The organism is Bradyrhizobium sp. 160 (assembly GCF_023073735.1).
Classification (GTDB): Bacteria; Pseudomonadota; Alphaproteobacteria; order Rhizobiales; family Xanthobacteraceae; genus Bradyrhizobium.
Genome location: NZ_JADPKD010000034.1, coordinates 267,385 through 285,784 on the forward strand (window position 1 = coordinate 267,385; position 18,400 = coordinate 285,784).

At 61.9% G+C, this 18,400-nt stretch carries 19 protein-coding genes and 2 pseudogenes; 14 read left to right on the plus strand and 7 right to left on the minus strand.

Annotated features, from left to right (window positions below; translation table 11 throughout):
• The first annotated feature begins 68 nt into the window (after positions 1–68).
• Positions 69–1,346: a formyl-CoA transferase gene (gene frc / locus IVA98_RS15100; protein WP_247306264.1), complete on the plus strand. Its 1,278-nt coding sequence runs from the start codon at positions 69–71 to the stop codon at positions 1,344–1,346.
• Positions 1,347–1,948: 602 nt separating this feature from the next.
• The gene (locus IVA98_RS15105) at positions 1,949–2,131 is read left to right on the plus strand and encodes a hypothetical protein (protein ID WP_247306267.1); all 183 of its coding nucleotides are present in this window, start codon (positions 1,949–1,951) and stop codon (positions 2,129–2,131) included.
• Between the two features lie 186 nt (positions 2,132–2,317).
• On the opposite strand, the gene IVA98_RS15110 is transcribed toward IVA98_RS15105, so the two are convergent.
• The 3 genes from IVA98_RS15110 to IVA98_RS15120 all read right to left on the minus strand — a co-directional run bounded on the left by IVA98_RS15110 (position 2,318) and on the right by IVA98_RS15120 (position 3,141).
• Complete coding sequence (locus tag IVA98_RS15110; RefSeq protein WP_247278277.1) at positions 2,318–2,542, minus strand: hypothetical protein; 225 nt, start codon at positions 2,540–2,542, stop codon at positions 2,318–2,320.
• A 49-nt stretch (positions 2,543–2,591) separates the two neighbouring features.
• Positions 2,592–2,834: a transcriptional regulator gene (locus tag IVA98_RS15115; RefSeq protein ID WP_247278262.1), complete on the minus strand. Its 243-nt coding sequence runs from the start codon at positions 2,832–2,834 to the stop codon at positions 2,592–2,594.
• Positions 2,835–2,931: 97 nt separating this feature from the next.
• Positions 2,932–3,141 carry a cold-shock protein gene (locus tag IVA98_RS15120; protein WP_007593324.1) on the minus strand — a complete coding sequence of 70 codons (210 nt, stop codon included), beginning with the start codon at positions 3,139–3,141 and terminating at the stop codon, positions 2,932–2,934.
• Here IVA98_RS15120 and IVA98_RS15125 point away from each other — a divergent pair.
• The 3 genes and pseudogenes from IVA98_RS15125 to IVA98_RS15135 all read left to right on the plus strand — a co-directional run bounded on the left by IVA98_RS15125 (position 3,140) and on the right by IVA98_RS15135 (position 5,469).
• Complete coding sequence (locus tag IVA98_RS15125; protein ID WP_247306270.1) at positions 3,140–3,361, plus strand: hypothetical protein; 222 nt, start codon at positions 3,140–3,142, stop codon at positions 3,359–3,361. The genes IVA98_RS15120 and IVA98_RS15125 overlap by 2 nt on opposite strands.
• 476 nt (positions 3,362–3,837) lie before the next feature.
• On the plus strand, positions 3,838–4,155 hold the full coding sequence (locus IVA98_RS15130) for a DUF1648 domain-containing protein (RefSeq protein ID WP_247298134.1): 318 nt from the start codon (positions 3,838–3,840) through the stop codon (positions 4,153–4,155).
• 550 nt (positions 4,156–4,705) lie between these two features.
• Positions 4,706–5,469, plus strand: a pseudogene (locus IVA98_RS15135) (IS5 family transposase).
• Between the two features lie 177 nt (positions 5,470–5,646).
• On the opposite strand, the gene IVA98_RS15140 reads toward IVA98_RS15135, so the two are convergent.
• Together IVA98_RS15140 and IVA98_RS15145 are read right to left on the minus strand one after the other, a co-directional pair.
• Positions 5,647–7,557: a M48 family metalloprotease gene (locus IVA98_RS15140; protein WP_247301212.1), complete on the minus strand. Its 1,911-nt coding sequence runs from the start codon at positions 7,555–7,557 to the stop codon at positions 5,647–5,649.
• Positions 7,558–7,573: 16 nt separating this feature from the next.
• On the minus strand, positions 7,574–8,152 hold the full coding sequence (locus IVA98_RS15145; protein ID WP_247301213.1) for a LemA family protein: 579 nt from the start codon (positions 8,150–8,152) through the stop codon (positions 7,574–7,576).
• A gap of 150 nt (positions 8,153–8,302) precedes the next feature.
• On the opposite strand from IVA98_RS15145, the gene IVA98_RS15150 reads away from it, so the two are divergent.
• Positions 8,303–8,974, plus strand: coding sequence for a PspA/IM30 family protein (locus tag IVA98_RS15150; RefSeq protein ID WP_256466465.1), 672 nt, complete (start codon positions 8,303–8,305; stop codon positions 8,972–8,974).
• Entirely contained in the window at positions 8,974–9,258 is a 285-nt protein-coding gene (locus IVA98_RS15155; protein ID WP_247301215.1) for a hypothetical protein, read from the plus strand. Before IVA98_RS15150 ends, IVA98_RS15155 begins: the two co-directional genes overlap by 1 nt.
• Positions 9,259–9,433: 175 nt before the next feature.
• Here IVA98_RS15155 and IVA98_RS15160 read toward each other — a convergent pair whose 3' ends face one another.
• Entirely contained in the window at positions 9,434–9,676 is a 243-nt protein-coding gene (locus IVA98_RS15160) for a hypothetical protein (protein WP_247301216.1), read from the minus strand.
• 278 nt (positions 9,677–9,954) lie between these two features.
• Here IVA98_RS15160 and IVA98_RS15165 point away from each other — a divergent pair, with 278 nt between their 5' ends.
• A complete protein-coding gene (locus tag IVA98_RS15165; RefSeq protein WP_247355160.1) occupies positions 9,955–10,347 on the plus strand; it encodes a hypothetical protein in 393 nt (130 codons plus the stop codon).
• Between the two features lie 153 nt (positions 10,348–10,500).
• Positions 10,501–10,944 carry an SRPBCC family protein gene (locus IVA98_RS15170; protein WP_247301218.1) on the plus strand — a complete coding sequence of 148 codons (444 nt, stop codon included), beginning with the start codon at positions 10,501–10,503 and terminating at the stop codon, positions 10,942–10,944.
• 172 nt (positions 10,945–11,116) lie between these two features.
• Here the strand turns inward: IVA98_RS15170 and IVA98_RS15175 are convergent, their stop codons facing one another.
• Positions 11,117–12,448, minus strand: a complete 1,332-nt coding sequence (locus IVA98_RS15175) for an Hsp70 family protein (protein ID WP_247355161.1) — start codon at positions 12,446–12,448, stop codon at positions 11,117–11,119.
• A 354-nt stretch (positions 12,449–12,802) separates the two neighbouring features.
• On the opposite strand from IVA98_RS15175, the gene IVA98_RS15180 reads away from it, so the two are divergent.
• The 5 genes and pseudogenes from IVA98_RS15180 (at position 12,803) to oxlT (ending at position 18,220) form a co-directional block, all read left to right on the plus strand.
• Positions 12,803–12,940 (plus strand): hypothetical protein, encoded by a 138-nt coding sequence (locus IVA98_RS15180; protein WP_247301220.1) that lies wholly within the window; start codon positions 12,803–12,805, stop codon positions 12,938–12,940.
• Between the two features lie 456 nt (positions 12,941–13,396).
• Positions 13,397–14,403: pseudogene (locus IVA98_RS15185) on the plus strand (Bug family tripartite tricarboxylate transporter substrate binding protein).
• 82 nt (positions 14,404–14,485) lie between these two features.
• Positions 14,486–14,983, plus strand: a complete 498-nt coding sequence (locus tag IVA98_RS15190) for a tripartite tricarboxylate transporter TctB family protein (protein ID WP_247301221.1) — start codon at positions 14,486–14,488, stop codon at positions 14,981–14,983.
• Between the two features lie 42 nt (positions 14,984–15,025).
• A complete protein-coding gene (locus IVA98_RS15195; protein ID WP_247355162.1) occupies positions 15,026–16,525 on the plus strand; it encodes a tripartite tricarboxylate transporter permease in 1,500 nt (499 codons plus the stop codon).
• Positions 16,526–16,930: 405 nt separating this feature from the next.
• A complete protein-coding gene (gene oxlT / locus IVA98_RS15200) occupies positions 16,931–18,220 on the plus strand; it encodes an oxalate/formate MFS antiporter (RefSeq protein ID WP_247301223.1) in 1,290 nt (429 codons plus the stop codon).
• Positions 18,221–18,400 lie beyond the last annotated feature (180 nt).

Sequence of the window (18,400 nt, forward strand, 5' to 3'; positions counted from 1 at the left end):
CGATAGCGAATACTGGATGCCCGCCTTCGCGGGCATGACGGAAACAGAGTGGTAACAGGAGCAACACGATGACCAAAGCGCTCGAGGGCGTTCGCATTCTCGACTTCACCCACGTCCAGTCCGGACCGACCTGCACGCAGCTGCTCGCCTGGTTCGGCGCCGACGTGATCAAGGTGGAGCGTCCGGGCGTGGGTGATATCACCCGCGGCCAGCTGCAGGACATCCCGAACGTGGACAGCCTGTATTTCACCATGCTCAACCACAACAAGCGCTCGATCACGCTCGACACCAAGAACCCCAAGGGCAAAGAGGTCCTGACCGAGCTGATCAAGAAGTGCGACGTGCTGGTGGAAAACTTCGGCCCCGGCGTGCTCGATCGCATGGGCTTCCCCTGGGAGAAGATCCAGCAGATCAATCCCAAGATGATCGTCGCCTCGATCAAGGGCTTTGGCCCTGGCCCATACGAAGACTGCAAGGTCTATGAGAACGTCGCGCAGTGCACCGGCGGCGCCGCCTCCACCACCGGCTTCCGCGACGGCCTGCCGCTCGTCACCGGCGCACAGATCGGCGATTCCGGCACCGGCCTGCATCTGGCGCTCGGCATCGTCACCGCGCTCTATCAGCGCACCCACACCGGCAAGGGCCAGCGCGTCACGGCAGCGATGCAGGACGGCGTGCTCAACCTCTGCCGCGTCAAGCTGCGCGATCAGCAGCGCCTCGCCCACGGCCCGCTCAAGGAATACAGCCAGTTCGGCGAAGGCATTCCGTTCGGCGATGCCGTGCCGCGCGCCGGCAACGATTCCGGCGGCGGCCAGCCCGGCCGCATCCTGAAGTGCAAGGGCTGGGAGACCGATCCCAACGCCTACATCTACTTCATCACGCAAGCCCCGGTCTGGGAGAAGATCTGCGACGTGATCGGCGAGCCGACCTGGAAGACCGATCCGAACTACGCCAAGCCGGCGGCCCGCCTGCCGCGCCTCAACGAGATCTTCGCCCGCATCGAGCAGTGGACGATGACCAAGACCAAGTTCGAGGCGATGGAAATCCTCAACAAGGACGACATCCCCTGCGGCCCGATCCTGTCGATGAAGGAGATCGCCGAGGACCAGTCGCTGCGCGCGACCGGCACCGTGGTCGAGGTCGATCACCCCACCCGCGGCAAATACATCTCGGTCGGCAACCCGATCAAGCTGTCGGATAGCCCGGCGGACGTGACCCGCTCGCCCTTGCTCGGCGAGCACACCGACGAGATCCTGCGCTCGGTGCTCGGCTTCAGCGACCACCAGGTCGCCGATATCCACAAGTCCGGCGCACTCGATCCGCCGCAGAAGCAGGCCGCGGAGTAAGCGGAAAGCAGTTCGCCGCGAGACAAAGGGCCGCCCGTCGAGGCGGCCCTTTTTGCATGAGAATGCCTGCCATCACGGGGCATCAACGCAAAAAGTCGAAAAACAACCCCATGCACAGTAGCTAACTCCTTGGTCGAAAAGGGATTGCTGATTTTTCGAAACATTCTTTGACCCGTCGGGCAAAACAGGAGTATTATGCCATGGTCCAAAGCTACGGAATCAGGCTCGGGGCTTGCACCCTTCACCCGCCCTTCGCCCTCGTCTGAACGACACTGCGAGTGTCCGAACGACTTCGCCGAGCAGTTGCAGCGTCTTGGCTTTGAATCCGCGGAATGTTCGGCCAAACCAACGTTGAATTCAGATTGGTCATCGAGGAACCCATACGGTGACCCACGGTTATGATCCTGACCGGTGCGCTCTCAGAAGTGCGGGCGCACCTCCTTCACGGCGAGTGACTGAGCGCCTCGCAAGAGATCTGTTCAACGCTGAAGACTTGGCCGCCTTTCTCGTCCGGAGGGTGTCTATCCTTGTCAGCGTGGGCGCCGGAGGCGTGGCATTCAGCTATCGTCCGGACCACGCTCGTTGATCAAATCGAGGTCGAAATGTTGAAAGATCAATCCTCTGATCGCGCCAAGCGCGAAGCCAACAAGGCGTTCAAGCCTGTCAAAACCCAAAAGCCGATGAATGACTATGCGAAGGACCAGCAATCCTTCAACGAGAATCGCGAGCGATTGAAAGCGGAGCGATTGGCCCGCGAGGCCAAGCCCAAGAGCCACTCCGAATAGCAGCGTTGTGGACCAGTTCCGGATCGCACTGGACGAGCTGCATCGAAATGGGCGCCCGACGCCGGCCTAGAGCAAGATCCGGACCCGAAGCGCCGCGTTAGCGCAAGTGTGAACCGGTTTTCCGAAAAGATCACGGTCAAACAATGACCTAGGCGCGATGGCGTTTCATCCCGATCTCATCGCACTTTAGAGCATCGAGAGCACGACGACCCCGTCCTCGAGCTCCCCCGAAGCGAGCCGCGTTCGCGCGATGCGCTCGAATTCCGTCCGGTATTTCTGAAGATAGCTGAAGGCCTGCTTCTGCGTCTGAAACGTGGTGGCCAGTCGGCACATCTGCCGGCCCGCGCCGAGCGCGAGAAAGAAAGTGATGGTGCCACCGCCGTCCGATTTAATTCTAGGCACGACCCGCATCCTTTGCATGTGACCGGCCCTCCGGATGTCGTCGGCAGTATGGAGACGACTATCGCCGCAGCTTCTTGTTGCGCTTGGCCGTTACAGGCGCCGGCAACGATGCTTGAAGGGTTGCGTCGGCGACTTCCTTGGCTTCGCGCAGCTCTCGAAGCCGCGCCATGTTCTTGCGAACGTCCACGGCCTGCTTTTCGGCGTCCGCCATGGCGCGCGCGCCTTCTTCAGCGGCCAAACGCTGGCGATTGGAGCGTGCGACGGCTTCAGGCGACGGTTCAGCCGATCTCTTGGCGCTCATTGTTCACCTGCTCGACAACGGACAAAACCCGCTCAATCGGGGGATCGAGCGGGTAGCGTGGCCGTTTCAGTACATCCGTGAAACGGCGCCAGGGCCTTTATGCCAGCGAGAGATTCTCTGCGCTGACCTTGCCCCGCATCTTGTCGGTCTTGAGCTCGAAGTTGACCTTCTGGCCCTCAGCGAGACCCGCAAGACCAGCCCGCTCGACCGCGCTGATGTGAACGAACACATCATTCCCGCCGTCGTTAGGCTGAATGAATCCAAAGCCCTTTTGGCCGTTGAACCACTTCACAGTACCTGTCGTCATGTTCTTCTCCAAAGCGCACACGCGCACATTCCGCGTGAACGTCACGCAGAAAAAATTCATTTCGTCGATGTCTCTGGAAAAGGAGCCCGCAGGCGCATTCAACAAGGCACAGCGGCTGAACGAACAGCCTCAACATATACCTCATCATCGTCAATTGCAAGGCTTGGCGGAATTTAATGCGCCCATGAGATCGGCGGACGTTTCCGGCTTTGAAGATTGACGCCCGCACGAATGTCCGCGGCGAAGTGAGCTACGCCATTCGCAAGCGTCGATCTGACGCTAGCAGGCTCTATTGGCCGAGAGTGTCAATGGATGGACCGCTATCGAGCGCCCACCGCGCGGCCGGCAAGCTGTTCACCGAAGAACTTCACCACGTCTGCCTCTCCCGCGGCCTGCGCTGGCGAACCGAGACAAACGAGAACGACGGTGACAGCCCAAAGCGTGCGCAAAGGAAGCCCTAGGGTGCGTACTCATAAAATCTGCTGCTAAGAGTAGGCGCGGGTGATGTCCGCTGTCCTCCAACAGCGGCGCGAAAGCGGACGTTGTCGGACTTCCGAGAAGGGCCAGAAGCGGTCGTAGCGTCCAATCAATCTACCAGCAACCATAGGTAACAGACGCGAGCGGCTCCATCTAAACAAGAATGGATTGCTTCTCCATCTCTGGGTAGTCTCGGCCGATTTTGAGAAGGCGGAAAGCATGATGTCAGCAGACTACGTCTTTGGCTTCGCTATCGCGTTGGTCGTCGGGTTGAACCTGTATCGTGGCCCGCGCATCGCAAGCGAGCGTGTTGCCATGCAATGGGGTCGCAACGGCGAGCCGACTTGGTACGCCCCAAAATGGCTCGCAATGTGGGGGATGATTGCCTTCATGGCCGCCGTCCGTCTCTTCATTTGGGCGGCTTCAACATATGCGCCGCAGCATGTGCACGGTGCTGAATTGGGAATAGTAATTTTCTCGTTGATCGCCGCCGGTTCTCACATGTTCGTTTTGATGAAGGTGAGAGGGCCCCTCTGAAAAGCTAGCGCAAGTCTGCTTCGGGTCAAAGGCTGACCGTTGGCAGCAATGGAGCAGGTCGGCAACGGGCCAATATCAGACCCGGCTGGGTGCCGACGCCAGCGAAGTGTATGACACTACCTACTCTTCAGCGCGCCCGCTGCGAGCGTCGGTCTTCTTTGGGATCGGTGCTGGTCGCGAGATACGCCCAAATCTGGACTTAGGATGGCTAAAGGTTCCGGGGATAGCCTTCTGGTTGCACTCGCCAGACTGAAACCTGAGGCAGTGCAGTTGCTCTTCGAAGGCGCAAGTGCATGGTTGAGGCTTTTTGTTATCGTCTGGCATCGTGCCCTCGCATTGCCGCGATTACCCACGGGTGTAGGTAGGCATTCTTTCGCTCTGATAAGAGATGGTGCTCAAATTGTATCGATTGTCGGAGGCGAAGTCCGCTTTGGGTCATGAACGACAAAACTCAAGGTGAGCATAATAGGTCCGCTTTCGGGTGCATAGCGACCAGTTGAGCCTGCCAGCCGAGCCATGATTCAAGCCATCCATCGGAAGGGGTCGAATCATGCGCTACGAACTCACGGACTATGAGTGGTTTGCGATTAAGCCGATGCTGCCGAATAAGTCGCGCGGCGTGCCACGAGTGAATGACCGTCGTGTCCTCAATGGCATCTTCTGGATCTTGCGATCCGGGGCACCGTGGCGCGACCTGCCGGAAAGCTTCGGTCCGTACACGACCTGCTACAATCGGTTCGTTGGCTGGCGACGGGCGGGCGTGTGGGCCAAGCTCATGAGCGTACCGGCTGGTGCCCATGATGCTGCCGTGCAGATGATCGATACATCCATTGTTCGCGTCCATCAACATGGGGCCTGTATGACAAGGAACCATCGCCAATCGATGGGAAGGTCACGCGGCGGTCTTACAAGCAAAATCCACGCGGTGGTCGATAGCAATCGTCTACCGATACGGCCTGCGTTGAGTCCCGGCTAGGCGCACGACGTTGACTTGCCGGAAAACTGCTGTCTCGTCTCAAATCCGGATCAATGCTGCTTGCCGACCGTGGCTATGACGCCGACTGGATTAGGGAGCTTGCCGTGAAGAAGGGCGCGTGGGCCAACATCCTGCCGAAAAGCAATCGCAGCGATCTGATCTGCTTTAGCCCGTACCTCTATCGCGCTCGCAACCTCGTCGAACGGTTCTTCAACAGGATCAAGCAGTGCCGTCGGGTGGCGACGCGCTACGACAGGGTTGCAGGAAACTACCTTGCCTTCGTCCAACTCGCACCTATCCGCCTATGGCTGGCCGCGCGTTATGAGTCCGCGCCCTAGTCCGTCATGAGATGACGGGAGAACGACAGCGGAATGGTGGCTTCGCTTCGTCAGTGCCGGACTCGCTTCCGGCGCCGGGGCCCGCGCGCCGGTCCCTTTGGTTCTCGACGGCCCTGCCGCGGGGCGAACCGATGAATCGTCGGTGATGATCCGAAGCTAACCAATCGGACTTTCGCCCTAAGCGTCCTTGCCCACGCGGCCTCGGCGCGCCGTGCACGAAACAAAATCCAACGGCGCCCTGGCAAGGGCCTCGATCTCGGCCCGCTCCAGCGGCGTCAGCGCCGGCGCGAAATCGGCCGCCGCAACGCGCTCGCGTAACGCAGCGATGGCGGCCTGATGCTCTGCGGTCGCATACGACCTTGTTGCAACATCGAGACCGGGATCGCCGAAGAAGCGATGAATGACCCCGCTGAGCGTCTTGCGGGATCTGAAATATTTGAGGATCGCCTCGTCGCGGCCGGCGGGCGGCGCTTCGCCGACGTACCGCGCAGCACTGGCGTTCAAGGCCAGATATCTGGGCAATGAGATCGAATTGGCGTCCCGCGGCACTTCGGTGACCTTGTGAAGCCCGCGGTCGCCGACCGAATAGCGCTCGGTCTGGAAACAGCCAGCGCGCCGGACTTCGGCCAGCTGAGCTTCCGCCGTGGCGATATTGCCGAACGTTCCGTTCCACTGGCTGGCGGGCCCGGCCGTCTCCTGGCGGGTCATCGCCGGCCCCGCCGCCATGATCCCGACGAGATTGGACTCGCCGCGATGCGCCCCGAGCATCTTGTCGATCGACGCTTCGTCGCAGCCGACCGGCGCGTTCGCCAGTCCGACGAGCTTGCCGATCCCCTGCATCTGGCAGCGCATTCCCTCGCCGCCCATCGCGAAGAACGTCCGCATCGGCGCAGGGTCGAGAGCCCGGGCGAGCGCCGCAGGCCCGGTGAGGTCCGAGCGGTGGATCCACAGAAACACGGCGATCGCGGCGATTGCGCCCGCCGTCATTTCCCACGTCAGGCCGAGCCTGTTGAAGTCGGAATCGAAAGAGGCTGGCGCAAGCCAAGACCTCGCCGCGCGGGTAGCCGACGGACGGCGACCAAACCCGGCTCCGGACCGGAGCTCGGGCGGCCGCGTGTCCCGCCGTGCAGGCGCGATCAGCGCCATCGATCCCGTGACCGAAACGATCGCCGCCACGCGCTCGGCGATCGTGGGATGGGTCGCGAAAGCCCCCTGGTGCGCGCCATCGATCATCATGGCGTCCTGCCCGGCCGCGAGTCCGGGAATGGCGCTGCGCCCGTCAATACGCTGCAACGCCGAGACGAGCGCGGACGGATTCTGCGTCAAGCGGACGGATTCCGCATCGGCGATGAACTCGCGTGCCGATGCGATCAGCAGACGCGTCAGGTGGCTGCCGTCGAGCGCAAGGCGGCGAAGCAGCGAGACGACGAGGATGAGCACCACCATAATCGGCAACGCGATCGCCAGGATCGGCAGCGAGCAGGCTTCCCAGATCCGGTTGACCTGCCTCTTGTTGCGCCGCGGCTGGAGAAAGCTCAGCGTATCGAGGCAGATGTTGGTCGCCGCGATCAACCGGATGTCTTCGTTGACCACGTGAACGATCTCATGGGCGGCGACGGCGGCCAGTTCGTCGTCGTCCAGGACGTCGATCAGCCCGCGCGTGAAGACCAGCACGGCGTCCTTTCGCCTGATCCCGCAGGCAAATGCATTGAGCGCAGGGCTGTCGATGACGCCGACATAGGCCGTCGGCAGGCCGGCCGCGATCACCAGTGGCTCGACAATGCGGCAGAGCCGCGGCTCATCATTGTCGTCGACGAAGCGGAAGTTGGTCCTGCCGCGCACGGTGCGAACGTGCCAGGCCATCTGCACTGCGAACAGCAGGCCGCCGGCAACGGTGACGATCGGCACCCAGCGCACGAGGTAGCCCGTCCAGCCGTAGAGCGGCGCGTGCTCGGGGTCGAGCATGGCCAGCGGCACCACGAGCGCCAGTATCGCGAGCAGATGGAACGCGACGACGAAACCCGCGAACAATGCGAGCGAGCGCGTGTCATTGCGACGGACGTGGCCGTAGAGCCCGTTCACCCGCATGGCAAACTCTCTTCAATCAGAATTTGACCGCTAGGGGCTCGTCGATCAGGACGCGTTCGATGCCGAGGTCGTACGGCTTTCGTGCGCCCATCCTGAACAGGCGGCCGATGTAGCTGCCGGGAAACTGACGCAGCGTCGTCGCGTATTCCTCGACCGCCAGATTGTAGAAGCGACGCGAGGCGGTGATGCGATTTTCCGCATCGACGAGTTCGCTGCGCAACTCGGCGAAGTGCGTGGATGCCTTGAGCTCGGGATAGCGCTCCGCCATGCCGATCAGGGCGTTGATGTTTTGTGTCAGATCCCGCTCGGCGCTGAGCCGCAGCTCCGGGGTCGCGGCTTGCAGCGCGTCGGCGCGCGCCTGCGTGACGCCCAGCAGAATGTCACTTTCGTGCTTAACGAATGCGCGCACCGTCTCCACCAGGGGAGGAATCAGGTTGTGACGGTGCTTCAGGTGAACGTCGATATCGCCGAACGCCGTGTCACAGCGCTGATCGAGCGCGACCAGGCGGTTATGCGTCGCGTATGCGATGTAGGAAGGTAAGGCAATCAACAAAAGCAGCGTCGCGAGACAGACAACAAGCAATGTCAACAGCATGACCCGCTCTCCCTTGGGTACCTTCCGGAACGGTACCGCAATGCGGTTGCGGATTCGTTGCAAACAATAGCTAAAGTTGTCGAATGGCGTAACAGTGCCTTAAAACAATCCTGTGCCTACTCGGCGCCAATTTCATAAAAGGGGTTCGTCATGGCTGAATCGATTTTCGCGCGCGTGTCCCGTCTGCTCTCGGCAACTGTCGAGGACACCGTTGACCGTATGGAGCAGGCCGGCAGCGATGCCGTCATGCGCGAGGCCATCCGCGAGGCCGATCGCGCAATCGATCAGGTGAAAGCAGAGCTTGAAGCTGCGATGGCGCGTCGGTTGCAAGCGGCACGTCAGCAGAAGATGCTCGCCGAGCGGGCCGACGAGCTGACCGCCAAGGCCAAGTTCGCCTTGAACCAGCAACGGGATGATCTCGCCGAAGCTGCGTTGTCCCGCCAGATCGACTTCGAAGCACAAGCCAAGCAACTCGATGCCGTGCAGCAACAGGCCCGCGAGCTGGAGCAGCGACTTGAAGACAGCCTCACCGCGCTTCAGGCGCGCAAGCGTCAGATGGAGGATACGCTTCAGGCCTTCCTGATGTCACGGCAGGAGGCCGCGCTCGGCGGCGATGGCCCGGCTCGGCCGAACCGTGCTGCGGAGAAGAAAGTCGACGCGGCCGAAAAGGCCTTCGATCGCGCCATGGCCGGAGCGGGCGGTGTTGAATTCACGCGCACTGATGCGAGCACGATAAATCGCGTGGCCGAAATCGACGGCATGCGGAAGAGCGCAACCGTCGCCGAACGGCTGGCGGCACTGAAAGCCGAACAGGCCGCCTGATGATCCGAAAACCCGCCGCGGCATGGACTCAGCGGCACGAAGACGGAGCCGTCCGAACCATCCGCACGGCCTCTGCGCTCGCGAAGACCAGCTACAGCGGGGCACGACGCGCCGGCAAGGCCGTTGTCGGACTGATCTGCTACTTCTTCGCGGCGATCTGGGGCTTTGCCGCGCTTGCTTCGGGCCTTGCCGGCAGCCTTCCAAGCCTAGTCGGCATCGGCGCGATGGCTGCATTCATGTTTTGGGCGGGCCGCCGGTCCTTTGCAGCGGCACGCGCAGCTTGATTTCTACGCCACGCGAAGTGAGTGGCGGTCGGCCCGTTGGCCTCGTGGACGCCGCACGCAGCCCATCGGACTCCCCCAACGAGTCCTTCGAATTGCGGTTCGCGCTCCCTCGTAGACTATAGGAAGACCGCTGAAACCAAGAAGCCCTCGCTGGTTTCGAGGGCTTTCAACTCAATCACTTCCGTGCGCCGCTCTTCTTTGTGGACTGGCCACCTGGAGTGCTGGTGCCTGAGCTGTCGGTCGTGCTGGAAGACGTGCCCGTCGTCATCCCACCCTTCGATTTAGCGGTGCTCTTGGTGGTATCGCTTGTTCCGGCCACTCCGGCCTGCGCGCCCTGCTGGCTCTGACTCGGTTGCGCCAGTGCCGCGGTTCCCATCATCGAGGCGATCATCGTACTCACTAAGAGCTTCGTTATCATTGATCTATCTCCCGTCCTGATCGCGAACAACAGGCCGGCGCGCTCCGCGTTCCTCCGGCGCGGCGGTTCTAGGCCCGAACCGAACCTCATCGCGGGTGGGGCCATTTGAGAGTTCATCTAACTCGCATCGCATCAATTTGATTCAACTGGCTGCGTTGGTCGCAAAGAAGCGTTCTCTGTTCCTGAAGACCGTCTTGACCGGATTCAACTGCCCTTAATGTCTGGCGCTTCAACCTGCCACAAACGGGAGCACGAGCATGCGTCTGTTGGTATTCGGTTTGATCGCCGTTGGCATCGCCGGTTTTGCTGCCTACGACCAGTACGACAAGAAGGCGAATTTTCAACGCGTCGATGCGCGCGTCAGCGCTGTGACCGATCAGTGCTACCTGGAGAAGGTCGAGCGCGGCATTTTCTCCAAGACGACGTCGACCTCTGATCTGCTTCGCTGTGACCAGGCCGAAATCCTGACGCGCGAACACCCGAAATGGCAGGGCTACGAAATCAAGCACAAGATCGAGGTCAAGTTCGCCTATGTGTCTCCGGTCGACGGGACCACGCATTTTTCGAGCCTGAGGATGTCCGGCTTCCCCAACGGTCAGCCTTTGCGCATGGGGGACGTCCTTCCGGTTCTGGCATCGAAGACCAAAGCGGACAAGACACGCCAAGCCTGATTGGCCGGGCCGGCGCGCGAACCATCGCAGGCACCGACGCCCAACAAAAATCTGCAAAGCCGTGTCGGATCGGCAGCCTCCCCGTCGTCCTCGTGACATGAATGGGCCATAGACGCCAAACTCGGGCCCATCAATTCACTGAGGATAACAATCATGCCCAGCACTGTCCGTCTGCACCGCGTCTTGGCCACCAGCCCGGAGAAAGTCTATCGCGCCTTCCTGGAGGCCGACGCGATGGCGAAATGGCTTCCACCGAACGGCTTCACCTGTACCGTGCATCATTTCGAGCCCAAGGTCGGGGGCACGTTCAAGATGTCGTTCCGGAATTTCACGACGGGCAACAGCCATTCGTTTGGCGGCGAATATGTCGAGCTCGTCCCGGGCGAACGCCTCCGCTACACCGACAGGTTCGACGATCCTAACCTGCCGGGTGAGATCCAGGTCACCGTGATCCTGAAGAAGGTCTCGGTCGGCACCGAAGTCGACATCACGCAGGCCGGCATCCCCGACGTCATCCCGCCGGAGGCCTGTTATCTCGGCTGGCAGGAATCGCTGCGCAACCTGGCACGGCTCGTCGAGCCGGAGATCAACCAATAGCCGGTCCGCGTTTGACGCAGCGGGGTGATCTGTTCGACCAAATTCGCAGATTTCCCCGCCTCGTCGAATGAACTCTCCGAGAGAACAACTCACATCGAGTCTGCAGATATCTACGGAGCCCAATTGAGCTGCGGCTGCGTGCGAGGCAGATCCGATCCATTGCGAACGATCGTTACGCGCCCGCCCTCGATTCAAGCCCGCCGCCGGCGGTCCATCTGTCCGGGTCGGGGCTGTGTCCGATCAGCGCGAGACCATACGCGATCGACTCGAACTGGTCGCCCGACATCAGCCGTTCGTTACCGAAACGGTCGGCGAACAGCTTTCGGACGGCCGGCACGAAGGACGTGCCGCCGGTCAAAAACACCTTCTCCACCTCGCGCCCGGTGATGCCCGCCTCGCCCAGCACCTTGTCGACGGTGGCCCCTAACCGGGCGATATCGTCGGCAATCCAAGATTCGAAATTTTTCCGTGTGATGGCCGCGCCGATGTCGACCCCGCCACCTCCAAAGCGGAAGTCCACCTCGTCCTGCGCCGACAGCGCCACCTTGGCGTCGGACACCGCGCGGTACAGCGAAAAGCCGAGGTCGAGATCGACGATGGTAATGAAATCCTCGAGCAGAGCCGGCTTCAGCGCGGTGCGCGCAAGCTCGCGCAGCTCGCGCAAATCGCCGTTGCTCTTCATCATCGCGAGCTGATGCCAGCGGGCGAGGTTGGTGTAGTGGCCGCTCGGGACCGGCAGCACCTTGTCGAACGAGCGGAAGCTGGAGCCTTTGCCGAGCCGCGGCGAGACCACGTGGTCGACAATCCGATAGTCGAGCGTGTCGCCGGCAATGCCGATGCCGGCGTGTCCCAGCGGTTCGGCGCGAAGGCTGCCGCCTTTGCGCGAGAAACGCATCACGGAAAAGTCGCTGGTGCCGCCGCCAAAATCCGCAACCAGCACGGTGGCATCCCGCTCCAGCCGGCGGGCGAAGGAAAACGCCGCGCCCACGGGCTCATAGACGTAGCGGGCGTGGCCGGCACCTAAGCGCTCGAACGCGGCGCGATAGCGCTGCATCGCCAGCGCCTCGTCGGGATTGCCGCCGGCAAAGCGGACGGGGCGGCCGACCGTGATGTTTGCGGCCTCGAAGCCGAACCGGTCGCCGCCGTGGCGCGCCAGCGTCCGCAGGAACGCCGCCAAAACATCCTCGAACTTGTAACGCTGGCGGAACACCTGGGTGGTGTTGAAGCTGGAGCTCGCCGCAAACGTCTTGAACGACTGGAGGAAGCGGTAGACGTGGCGCCCTTCGAGAAACTGCTCGATCGCCCATGGACCGCCCTCGGCCTGGGCGCCGGCTCCCGGCCTTTCCTCCCAGAAGCACAGCGCCGACACGTAGACGCTGTGGCGCTGTCCGCCATGGTCGAAGCGGATGGCCTCGACCCGGCGGTCGTCCGCCGCGAGCGCGACGACCGTATTGCTGGTTCCAAAATCGATGCCGATCGAGACGGCGGGCGAGGCGCTCGACATGAACCACTCTGACGGATGATTGGATAAGGGGGCGGACCACTAACGGCTTTGCACGACCGTGCCAAGACCCACCGTTGCAGTGCGGCCGGAACTTGGCGTCCCATCGCTGCAAGATCCCGCGCGATCCGGGATGATTTAGCCAGCTTTTCGCACCTTCGCCCACTGGAACGACATCCCCGCCCGGGCATAAGCAATTTTATTTCCGAAACGGCTTCGTTAATCCAGCATTATGCTGCAATGCGAAAGCTTGCGTACTGCTATGCAAACAAGAGCATAGACACTGGTATCTGGTATACATAGATTGCCCTCGAAATGAGACAGCAAGGCTGACTGTTCTCAAGAAAGGGATTTCCGATGTCCAAGACCGCTTCCGTTGCCCTGGCCCCCTCCTCCTCGCTGTTCGCCCGCCTGATGGCCGCGATCGACAGCCTCCTGATGGCGAGCGCCAGGATCTCGAATCACAACGGCGACCTGCCCCGTTTCGGCCTGTAAGAAGGCCTTGCCCGCCCGCCCAACGGCGAGATGGCAGACCTAGCAGACCCTACGTTCGATCAAATGGCCTCGCATGTCGGGGCCATTTTCGTTTTGCGGCTTGCCCTGGCCCGCGACCACAACTGCGACGATTGGTCCGCTGGTGGGGCCCGCCGATCAGATTGTTTGACGGCTGGCATCTCGCATACCATTCGCCCGAACGATTGCGCGATCAAAGGCCTGAGAGGGGAAACAGCAACGCAGGGCGGGGCGGCCGAGGGGCACACCTGCCGCGAGCGTTGGCGGAGCCTTAGCCGAAAGGAGCGGATGCCGCGCATTGTCCCTACTCATAGAGTTTCTGCCGGACTGCCATGGGAAATCGACCGCAAGAGTGACCCCAGGCATCCGAATCGAGATGGGCTGACGCAAGCCGACAAAGATCGGCTGCGTTGAGGATTCGACAGGGAGAGAAACAAGATGAGGCCATTCGTTCTGAATGTCGCTTTGGCGGCAATCGCGATGTCGTGCGCCAACAGCACCGCAAGCCGTGCTGCCTGGGAGCCCGTCCGTCCGGTCGAGTTCATCGTGCCGGCGGGCACCGGCGGCGGCGCCGATCAGATGGCACGCACCATCCAGGGCATCGTCACCAAGCACAATCTGATGAAGCAGCCGCTCGTCGTCATCAACAAGGCCGGCGGCGCGGGTGGCGAGGGCTTCCTCGATGTGAAGACGTCGTCGGGCAATCCGCACAAGATCATCATCACGCTGTCGAACCTGTTCACGACGCCGCTGGCAACGGGGATTCCGTTCAACTGGAAGGATTTGACCCCGGTGGCGATGTTGGCGCTCGACGAATTCGTGCTCTGGGTGAATGCCGAGAAACCGTACAACACCGTCAAGGACTACCTCGACGCCGTGAAGAAAGCCCCGAGCGGCTCATTCAAGATGGGCGGCACCGGCTCCAAGCAGGAAGACCAGATCATCACCGTCGGCATCGAGAAGGCAATCGACGCAAAATTCACCTACATCCCCTACAAGGGCGGCGGCGAAGTCGCCGTTCAGCTCGTCGGCAATCACGTCGATTCGACGGTCAACAATCCGATCGAGGCGGTCGCGCAATGGCGCGGCGGCAAGCTCCGTCCGCTCTGCGTCTCGACGCTCAGCCGATGGCCTATGACGAGCCGATCGCCGACGGCAAGGCCTGGAAGGATATTCCGACCTGCAAGTCGCAGGGCCTGGCGATGGAATATCTCATGCTGCGCGGCATCTTCATGTCGCCCAAGGCCACGAAGGATCAGATCGAATACTACGTCGAGCTGTTCAAGAAGGTCCGCGCCACGCCGGAATGGCAGGATTTCATGAAGAGCGGCGCCTTCAACACGACATTCCTGACCGGAGCCGAATACGCGAAGTGGGTCGAGGCCGAGGAGAAGCGCCACGAAGGCTTGATGAAGGAAGCCGGCTTCCTCGCATCGGGGAACTGACCCGCGACATCGACGGCTGAGGACGCTGGATCGTCCTCCCATCTGCCGCGACCGCGCAAGATTGCGTCCGCCTGGAGGTCCCATGACTGAACGATCCGGATCCGAATCCGGCCCCGCACACAAGACGCTGGAAATCGGCATGGCGCTGTTGATCGGCGTCTTCGGCCTGGTCGTGATCTTCGGCAGCCTGAAGGCCGGCATCAATTGGGGCGCGGAGGGCCCGCGTGCCGGCTTCTTCCCCTTCTATGTCGGCGCCGCCATCGTCGGCGCAAGCGCCATCAACCTCTGGAGCGCGCAGCGCCACGACGACGGCCGGCTGTTCGCAGAATGGGGACAGCTTCGCCAGGTCATGAGCGTCGTCGTGCCCACCGCGATCTATGTCGGCTCGATGCCGTTCATCGGCCTCTACGTCGCCTCGATGATCTTTATCGCCTGGTTCATGCGCTGGCTCGGCGGTTATCGCTGGCTGACGACCATCGCGGTGGCGATCGGCATGCCGGTCGTGACCTATCTCGTTTTCGAGCGCTGGTTCTTGGTTCCGCTTCCCAAGGGCCCGTTCGAGGAATGGCTTGGTTTGTAAGAGCTGCGCCGCCATCCCGTTATTGCTGCAGGACGTATCGATATGGAAGAGTTGGCCAACCTGTTTCACGGCTTCGCGGTCGCCCTGCAGCCCTACAATATGATGCTGATGATCATCGGCATCACGCTCGGAGTCATCATCGGCGTGCTGCCGGGGCTCGGCGGCGCCAATGGCGTTGCGATCCTCCTTCCCCTGACCTTCAGCATGCCGCCGACGTCGGCGATCATCATGCTGTCCTGTATCTATTGGGGCGCATTGTTCGGCGGCGCCATCACCTCGATCCTGTTCAACATACCCGGCGAGCCCTGGTCGGTGGCGACCACCTTCGACGGTTATCCGATGGCGCAACAGGGCAAACCCGGTGAGGCGCTCACGGCCGCCTTCACCTCCTCCTTCGTGGGCGCGCTGTTTGCCGTCATCATGATCACGCTGGTCGCGCCCCTCGTCGCGGGTTTCGCGCGGCGATTCGGTCCGGCGGAGAAGTTCGCGGTGTACTTCCTCGCCTTCTGCAGCTTCGTTGGCCTCAGCAAGGAGCCGCCGTTCAAGACCATCGCGGCGATGATGATGGGCTTTGCGCTCGCGGCGGTCGGCCTCGATTCGATCACCGGCCAGTTGCGGCTGACCTTCGGCGTCACTGAACTGCTCAACGGATTCGACTTCCTGATCGCCGTGATCGGCCTGTTCGGTATCGGCGAGATCCTGCTGACCATGGAGGAAGGACTGGCTTTCCGAGGCGGCAACGCCACCATCAATCTTCGGGTCGTGCTTCAGACCTGGCGGGAATTACCCGCGTACTGGCTGACCTCGCTGCGCTCCTGCCTGATCGGGTGCTGGATGGGCGTCACGCCCGCCGGCGCAACGCCGGCCTCCTTCATGAGCTACGGCATCGCCAAGCGCCTGGCGCGACGCGGCAACAATTTCGGCAAGGGCGAGATCGAGGGCGTGATCGCGCCCGAGACGGCCGCCCATGCCGCGGGCACCTCGGCGCTGCTGCCGATGCTCTCGCTCGGCGTGCCGGGCTCCCCGACCGCCGCCGTCCTGCTCGGCGGATTGTTGATCTGGGGCCTGCAGCCCGGCCCCATGCTGTTCGTCGAGCAGAAGGAATTCGTCTGGGGCCTGATCGCCTCGATGTATCTCGGCAATCTCGCCGGCCTCATCGTCGTGCTCACCTGCGTGCCGATCTTCGCCGCGATCCTCCGCGTGCCCTTCGGCATCATCGCGCCGCTCATCCTGGTGCTCTGCGCGATCGGCGCCTATTCGGTGCACAACAGCACCTTCGACGTGATGCTGATGCTTGTGTTCGGCGTGCTGGGCTACCTCCTGAAGAAGTGCAACTACCCGCTGGCACCGCTGGTGCTCGCCATCGTGCTCGGCGACAAGGCGGAGGAAGCCTTCCGCCAATCGCTGTTGGGATCGCAAGGATCGCTCGGCGTGTTCTTCTCCAATGGCCTCGTCAGCACCATCATGGCGCTCGGCCTGGTCGCCCTGTTCTGGTCCGCGATCCAGGAAGGCTACAGCCGGCTGCGGACGTCGATGGTGTGACGCGCGCGACCCGGCGTCGCCGCGCGCCGGCCGTGCGAAGCTCCCCAAGACTTCTGGGATAAGGAATTCCACGATTTGCAGTCGCCGACCCACCGGACGGCGCTGTGTGCGAACAGCGCGCAAGTGGTCGTGTGCCGAGGGCACGGGCTTTTCACAGCGTGCTTGCGGCTGCGCCGCGTTACAGAAATCTCTTGTTGGATCAATCGCTTGAATGGCACAGTCGCTATGGCCGCCGGCACTCCGGCAGCAATTCAGGCTTTACAATCCCGCAGCCAAGGCGCATGTGAACAAGCCCGCGATATTTCGCCGCACCCTCAGTCCCTCGCTTGAATCTTGGCATAATGAATACCAGGATGCGAGCCAGCGCATGCATAAAAAATGATCGGCGCGTTCGGGAGGGTTTTAATGACGGACATGGTGCAGTCAGCAGCGGCCCCTAGTGTCACACGTGTAAGCGATGCTTTTCGCTGGGCGCAATTGGCCATCGGCGTAGGCGCGATGGTGATGATCGCCAACTATCAATACGGCTGGACGTTCTTCGTCCCCGACATCCAGAAGACGTTCGGCTGGGATCGCGCCTCGATTCAATGGGCGTTCACCCTCTTCGTTTTGTTCGAGACCTGGCTCGTGCCAGTCGAGGGATGGTTCGTCGACAAATACGGCCCGCGCATCGTCGTGCTGGTCGGCGGCGTGCTCTGTGCCATCGGCTGGGCGATCAACGCGCAGGCCACCACGCTGAACGGCTACTATCTCGGCATGATCATCGCGGGCATCGGCGCCGGCGGCGTTTACGGCACCTGCGTCGGCAACGCGCTGAAGTGGTTTCCGGACAAGCGTGGTCTTGCTGCGGGTATCACGGCCGCAGGCTTCGGTGCAGGCTCTGCGCTGACCGTCGCGCCGATCCAGGCCATGATCAAGGACAGCGGATTTCAGACCACCTTCCTCTATTTCGGCCTCGGGCAAGGCATCATCATCTGCATCCTCGCCTTCTTCCTGCTGGCGCCGAAAGCGGGCCAGGTGCCGAGTGTGGTGGCGAACGCCAATCTGCTCCAGACCCGCCGCAACTATCAACCGACCGAGGTGCTGCGTCAGCCGCTGTTCTGGCTGATGTACTTCATGTTCGTGATCGTCGGCGCTGGCGGGTTGATGGTGACGGCGAACCTGAAGCCGATCGCAGCCGACTGGAAGGTCGACAACGTGCCGGTCACGCTGATGGCGGTGACGATGACGGCGGTGACGTTCGCGGCGACGATCGACCGCGTGCTCAACGGCCTGACGCGTCCGTTCTTCGGCTGGATCTCCGACATGATTGGCCGCGAGAACACGATGTTCATCGCCTTCGGCATGGAAGGGTTCGGCATCTGGATGCTCTACCTCTGGGGCCATGATCCGATCTGGTTCGTGCTGCTCTCGGGCTTCGTGTTCTTCGCCTGGGGTGAGATCTACTCGCTATTCCCCTCGACCTGCACCGATACGTTCGGCGCCAAGTTCGCGACCACCAATGCCGGCCTGCTCTACACCGCGAAGGGCACCGCCGCGCTGCTGGTGCCGATCGCCAACTACATGCAGCAATCGTCGGGCACCTGGGACAGCGTGTTCATCATTGCGGCCGGCGCCAACATTCTGGCTTCATTGCTCGCAATCGCGGTGCTGAAACCCTGGCGCAAGGTCGTGGTCGCGAAATCGACCGTCTGACCCGCTCCGCTACAATTCACTCAGCGGGACGCCCGGCCTCACGGTCGGGCGTTTTCGTTTGGTGCGAAGGCCCCCGCGATGCCCCCCGAAATCACGATGGAACTTCGCGCATTCTTCAATGTGGCGCCAAGTTAGGGCTTGCAATCTGGAATATCGTATACCAATGTTCGGCCCGCGCCT

Bases quoted from the DNA above. Each gene is read 5' to 3' on its own strand.
- frc (WP_247306264.1), top strand. From the start codon at position 69: ATGACCAAAGCGCTCGAGGGCGTTCGCATTCTCGACTTCACCCACGTC.
- IVA98_RS15105 (WP_247306267.1), top strand. From the start codon at position 1,949: ATGTTGAAAGATCAATCCTCTGATCGCGCCAAGCGCGAAGCCAACAAG.
- IVA98_RS15110 (WP_247278277.1), bottom strand. From the start codon at position 2,542: ATGCGGGTCGTGCCTAGAATTAAATCGGACGGCGGTGGCACCATCACT.
- IVA98_RS15115 (WP_247278262.1), bottom strand. From the start codon at position 2,834: ATGAGCGCCAAGAGATCGGCTGAACCGTCGCCTGAAGCCGTCGCACGC.
- IVA98_RS15125 (WP_247306270.1), top strand. From the start codon at position 3,140: ATGTTCTTCTCCAAAGCGCACACGCGCACATTCCGCGTGAACGTCACG.
- IVA98_RS15120 (WP_007593324.1), bottom strand. From the start codon at position 3,141: ATGACGACAGGTACTGTGAAGTGGTTCAACGGCCAAAAGGGCTTTGGA.
- IVA98_RS15130 (WP_247298134.1), top strand. From the start codon at position 3,838: ATGATGTCAGCAGACTACGTCTTTGGCTTCGCTATCGCGTTGGTCGTC.
- IVA98_RS15140 (WP_247301212.1), bottom strand. From the start codon at position 7,557: ATGCGGGTGAACGGGCTCTACGGCCACGTCCGTCGCAATGACACGCGC.
- IVA98_RS15145 (WP_247301213.1), bottom strand. From the start codon at position 8,152: ATGCTGTTGACATTGCTTGTTGTCTGTCTCGCGACGCTGCTTTTGTTG.
- IVA98_RS15150 (WP_256466465.1), top strand. From the start codon at position 8,303: ATGGCTGAATCGATTTTCGCGCGCGTGTCCCGTCTGCTCTCGGCAACT.
- IVA98_RS15155 (WP_247301215.1), top strand. From the start codon at position 8,974: ATGATCCGAAAACCCGCCGCGGCATGGACTCAGCGGCACGAAGACGGA.
- IVA98_RS15160 (WP_247301216.1), bottom strand. From the start codon at position 9,676: ATGATAACGAAGCTCTTAGTGAGTACGATGATCGCCTCGATGATGGGA.
- IVA98_RS15170 (WP_247301218.1), top strand. From the start codon at position 10,501: ATGCCCAGCACTGTCCGTCTGCACCGCGTCTTGGCCACCAGCCCGGAG.
- IVA98_RS15175 (WP_247355161.1), bottom strand. From the start codon at position 12,448: ATGTCGAGCGCCTCGCCCGCCGTCTCGATCGGCATCGATTTTGGAACC.
- IVA98_RS15180 (WP_247301220.1), top strand. From the start codon at position 12,803: ATGTCCAAGACCGCTTCCGTTGCCCTGGCCCCCTCCTCCTCGCTGTTC.
- IVA98_RS15190 (WP_247301221.1), top strand. From the start codon at position 14,486: ATGACTGAACGATCCGGATCCGAATCCGGCCCCGCACACAAGACGCTG.
- IVA98_RS15195 (WP_247355162.1), top strand. From the start codon at position 15,026: ATGGAAGAGTTGGCCAACCTGTTTCACGGCTTCGCGGTCGCCCTGCAG.
- oxlT (WP_247301223.1), top strand. From the start codon at position 16,931: ATGACGGACATGGTGCAGTCAGCAGCGGCCCCTAGTGTCACACGTGTA.